The sequence below is a fragment of the Frankia sp. CgKIO3 genome, from assembly GCF_977946435.1.
The window spans coordinates 1-3,145 of sequence record NZ_CDWTMO010000272.1; the positions used below are offsets into that span (position 1 = coordinate 1).

4 protein-coding genes are annotated in these 3,145 nt (G+C 63.4%); all 4 read left to right on the plus strand.

The annotated features are described in order from the left end of the window. The first annotated feature begins 214 nt into the window (after window positions 1-214). Window positions 215-598, plus strand: coding sequence for an SHOCT domain-containing protein (locus tag AC08OJ_RS19420; RefSeq protein ID WP_476594733.1), 384 nt, complete (start codon window positions 215-217; stop codon window positions 596-598). Between the two features lie 30 nt (window positions 599-628). Next, the gene (locus AC08OJ_RS19425) at window positions 629-1,261 is read left to right on the plus strand and encodes a GAP family protein (RefSeq protein ID WP_476594734.1); all 633 of its coding nucleotides are present in this window, start codon (window positions 629-631) and stop codon (window positions 1,259-1,261) included. A gap of 295 nt (window positions 1,262-1,556) precedes the next feature. Continuing rightward, window positions 1,557-2,318 (plus strand): ribonuclease BN, encoded by a 762-nt coding sequence (locus AC08OJ_RS19430; protein ID WP_462204009.1) that lies wholly within the window; start codon window positions 1,557-1,559, stop codon window positions 2,316-2,318. A 588-nt stretch (window positions 2,319-2,906) separates the two neighbouring features. Beyond that, window positions 2,907-3,145 (plus strand): hypothetical protein (locus AC08OJ_RS19435; RefSeq protein ID WP_476596489.1); only part of this gene is annotated, 239 nt, incomplete at its 3' end.

Consider the following 3,145-nt stretch of genomic DNA (forward strand, 5'->3'; position numbering starts at 1 on the left):
AGATCAAATGATCAACTTATTTAATGATGATCCCCTAGTGCCCCCGGCCACCGTCTGCGGCATCGGGCCGAGACGAGAGGGTGAGTTTCGGGTGATGCTGGGTTTGACGCGGCGAACAGGCGGTAGGTAATGGCTGTGGTAATGCGGCGCACCTGACGCGCGCGGGCCGGGAGGACCCGGTCCGGCTGTTGGCTCGGCGAGCGAGGAAGTGGTTATGGACTATCCGTTGCTTAATGCTTTTCTAACAGTTCTGTTTATCTTTTTGTTTGCCGCCTGGATCTATTTCCTGTTTGTTATCTATGCTGATATCTTTCGTAGTCGGGATTTGTCCGGCTGGGGGAAGGCCGGCTGGTCGATCTTTGTCCTCGTGCTTCCGGTCATCGGTATCCTGAGTTACTTGATCGTGCGCGGCGACGGGATGCAGGATCGGATGGTGCTCCACAAGCAGTACGAGGAGGAGGCGGTCCGCGGCTACCTCCGCGCCGCGACCCGCACGACCAGCATTGCTGACGAGCTGGCCAAGCTCGACGACCTGCACCGCCGCGGACTGCTCAACGACCAGGAGTTCGAGCGCGAGAGGGCTAGGATTCTCGCGTGAGTCAGCATGGTCAAGCGGTGGGGAGCATCCATGGACGGTCTCCAGATTCTCCCGCTGGCAATCACCATGATGATCGGACCACAGATCATGTCAGCGATCATCTTCGTTACCACGCCACGAGCCGGGCGGGTATCTCTGGGGTTCCTGGCCGGTGTGGCGGTCGCGACAGCGACCGGTGTGGCCGTCATGATGGGCCTTGCTGCACTGCTAGACAGCGCTGTCGACCTGGGCAGCCCGAGGAGTAACGGTTCAGCCGGCCAGATCATCCAGTACGTACTGGTGGGCCTGTTGGCAGCCGCCGCCGTGAAGAACTGGGTGCGGCGCGAAACGGTGGAGCCGCCGAAATGGCTGACAACGCTGATGGCGGCAGATCTGATGAAGGCGTTCCAAGTCGGACTGTTCGTCATTCTGCTGATGCCTTCGGACATCGTGATTATGATGACGGTTGGAATACATCTGCAGCAGAACAACGCGTCCTATGCGGCAGCACTCCCGTTCATCGGGATGACCGTTACGGTGGCGGCACTGCCGCTGCTTGCCCGGCTACTGTTCCATAGACGGACAGAAGTCGCCGCACCGCGCGTCCGAGACTGGATGAACACCCACAGCTGGCTCATCAACATCATCGTCTGCATCATTTTCATCGCCCTCATCATCGACTGAAGCGGCTGCCTGAGTCCCCGCCCCGGAGGGCGAGCGCCGCACACAGGGCATTCGGCGGATCCGGCGATGAACCCGGTGCTGTGGGGAGGACGCCATGCCCCGGAGCTGGCGTACGAGTAATAACAATCTTGCGTCGCGGCCGTCTGGCGGCGCTGGCGCTCACCGCAGCGGCGCGCTGCGGCGGCCAATCAGGACGCTCTGTGCGCGCGTCGGGACAGCCCGGGTGCGTGCAGGGCAGTCCTCGGTAGGAGACCTGGCGTCCAGACTACATGAGGCGGATCTGATTAACAGGGCGATGAATCTCGCCGCGATGATCCTGATGATTTTCTTTCCTTTTGTCATCACGCTGGCGGCGCTGTCGCCGCTGCGGCAGGGCGGTGCGGCGGACATAATCATCGCGCGCATGGGGTTGAGCCATGATGCGGCGATGGCCGTGGAACGACTCTTTACCCCGCGGAGCGGAACCGTCATCACTGGCTGGACAGTACTGGGAGTGCTCTGGCTGATAATTGGCGGACTGAGTCTGGCTGCGTCCGTCCAGTCCATTTATGTGCGGGTCTTCAGGCTGAAGCCATTCGGGCTACGCGGCCTACTGGCCCAGGTCGTCTGGCTCTGCGGACTGATCTTCTTTCTTGTCGCTACCACGAGTCTCGGGGCGCTGCTCACCGGCACCGTGGCTGGTCAGGTCTGCTACGGCCTGGTAGCCACCGTGATCCTGGCGCTCTTCTTGTGGGTCGGGGTCCGGGTGCTCACCATCGGCCGGATGAGCTGGCGGGACTCGTGGCCGACAGCCCTGTTCACGACGATCGGCCTGACTGGTCTGGGTGTCGTCAGCCGGCTGGCATTCTCGGCTTCCATCGTGGCGAACGAGCGTAGCTATGGTGGGATCGGGGTTGTGTTCACCATCCTGTCGTGGCTGATCGGTTTCGGTGTTGTCCTCATCGGAGGGGTAATCGTCGGCACGTGGTATCTCGACACCGAGCTGTCGGTCGCCGGCATCCTCAGAAAGTTTCATATCGGGAGGAGGATGGGCCGAGACCAAGCCCGGAAATCATGAGATGAGCCGGTGCGCGGATCGATGCCGAGGGCTACAAGGGCCAATGACGTGTGACCTGGTGTTGATCGTGTCTGGCGGACAGCAGGAGGTGACGCCGTGTGAGCGGCTGATCTGGTCAACCGGCGTCCTGCCATCTTACTCTAGGTTCAGGGCGTCAACGTCGCCTCCATAGGGTCCAAGCCGGGCACCCGCATCGGCCGCAATCCGAGCCGGGCCGGTAGTGCTCGTGGTCATGACGCGCATGGCCGCAGCGGCAGTGCAGGACAAGCAGACCGCGGATCGACCTCACAGGGCCACCTCCGTCCGGATGGGAGTGATAAGTGAGTTAACTGCCTAAATGTCGTATGTGAGCCAATCTGCCTGGTATGTCTAGACGTTCGGGCGGAGATCGTCCAGGTCGTCCTTCCCGGCCGGCCCGGGGACGCCTGCCTGGCTCTCGTCCGCGACTCGGCGCCCTCTCCGCGTGACCACCCCGAGGCTCGGCCCGGTTACGACCGGGTGGCCCGAGGAACGTCTGTGACGGGGCGGTTTATCGTCTCCAGATCCTGAGCGCCGTAGCAAGCGACCCATCGGGAGACGATAGGGATCATGAGTATCTCGAGCGGGACCGGGGCATCGGGCACCTCGGCCGGGCGCCACGCCGACGGGCGGCGGGGGGGAAACGCGCCGCCCGAGGCGAACGAGCGCGCTGTCATCCGGCGCCGGTGGTGGCCACGCCCGGCGGTGCGGCCGAAACCCGGTCTGTCCGGCGCCCGCCGGGGCCTGTCCGCCCGGTCTGGTCCGGTCGGTCGGGGGCCCGCCGCCTCTCCCGCCTCTCCCGTCCCTCC

Coding starts and splice junctions, on each gene's coding strand:
- AC08OJ_RS19420 (WP_476594733.1), top strand. CDS start 215: ATGGACTATCCGTTGCTTAATGCTTTTCTAACAGTTCTGTTTATCTTT.
- AC08OJ_RS19425 (WP_476594734.1), top strand. CDS start 629: ATGGACGGTCTCCAGATTCTCCCGCTGGCAATCACCATGATGATCGGA.
- AC08OJ_RS19430 (WP_462204009.1), top strand. CDS start 1,557: ATGAATCTCGCCGCGATGATCCTGATGATTTTCTTTCCTTTTGTCATC.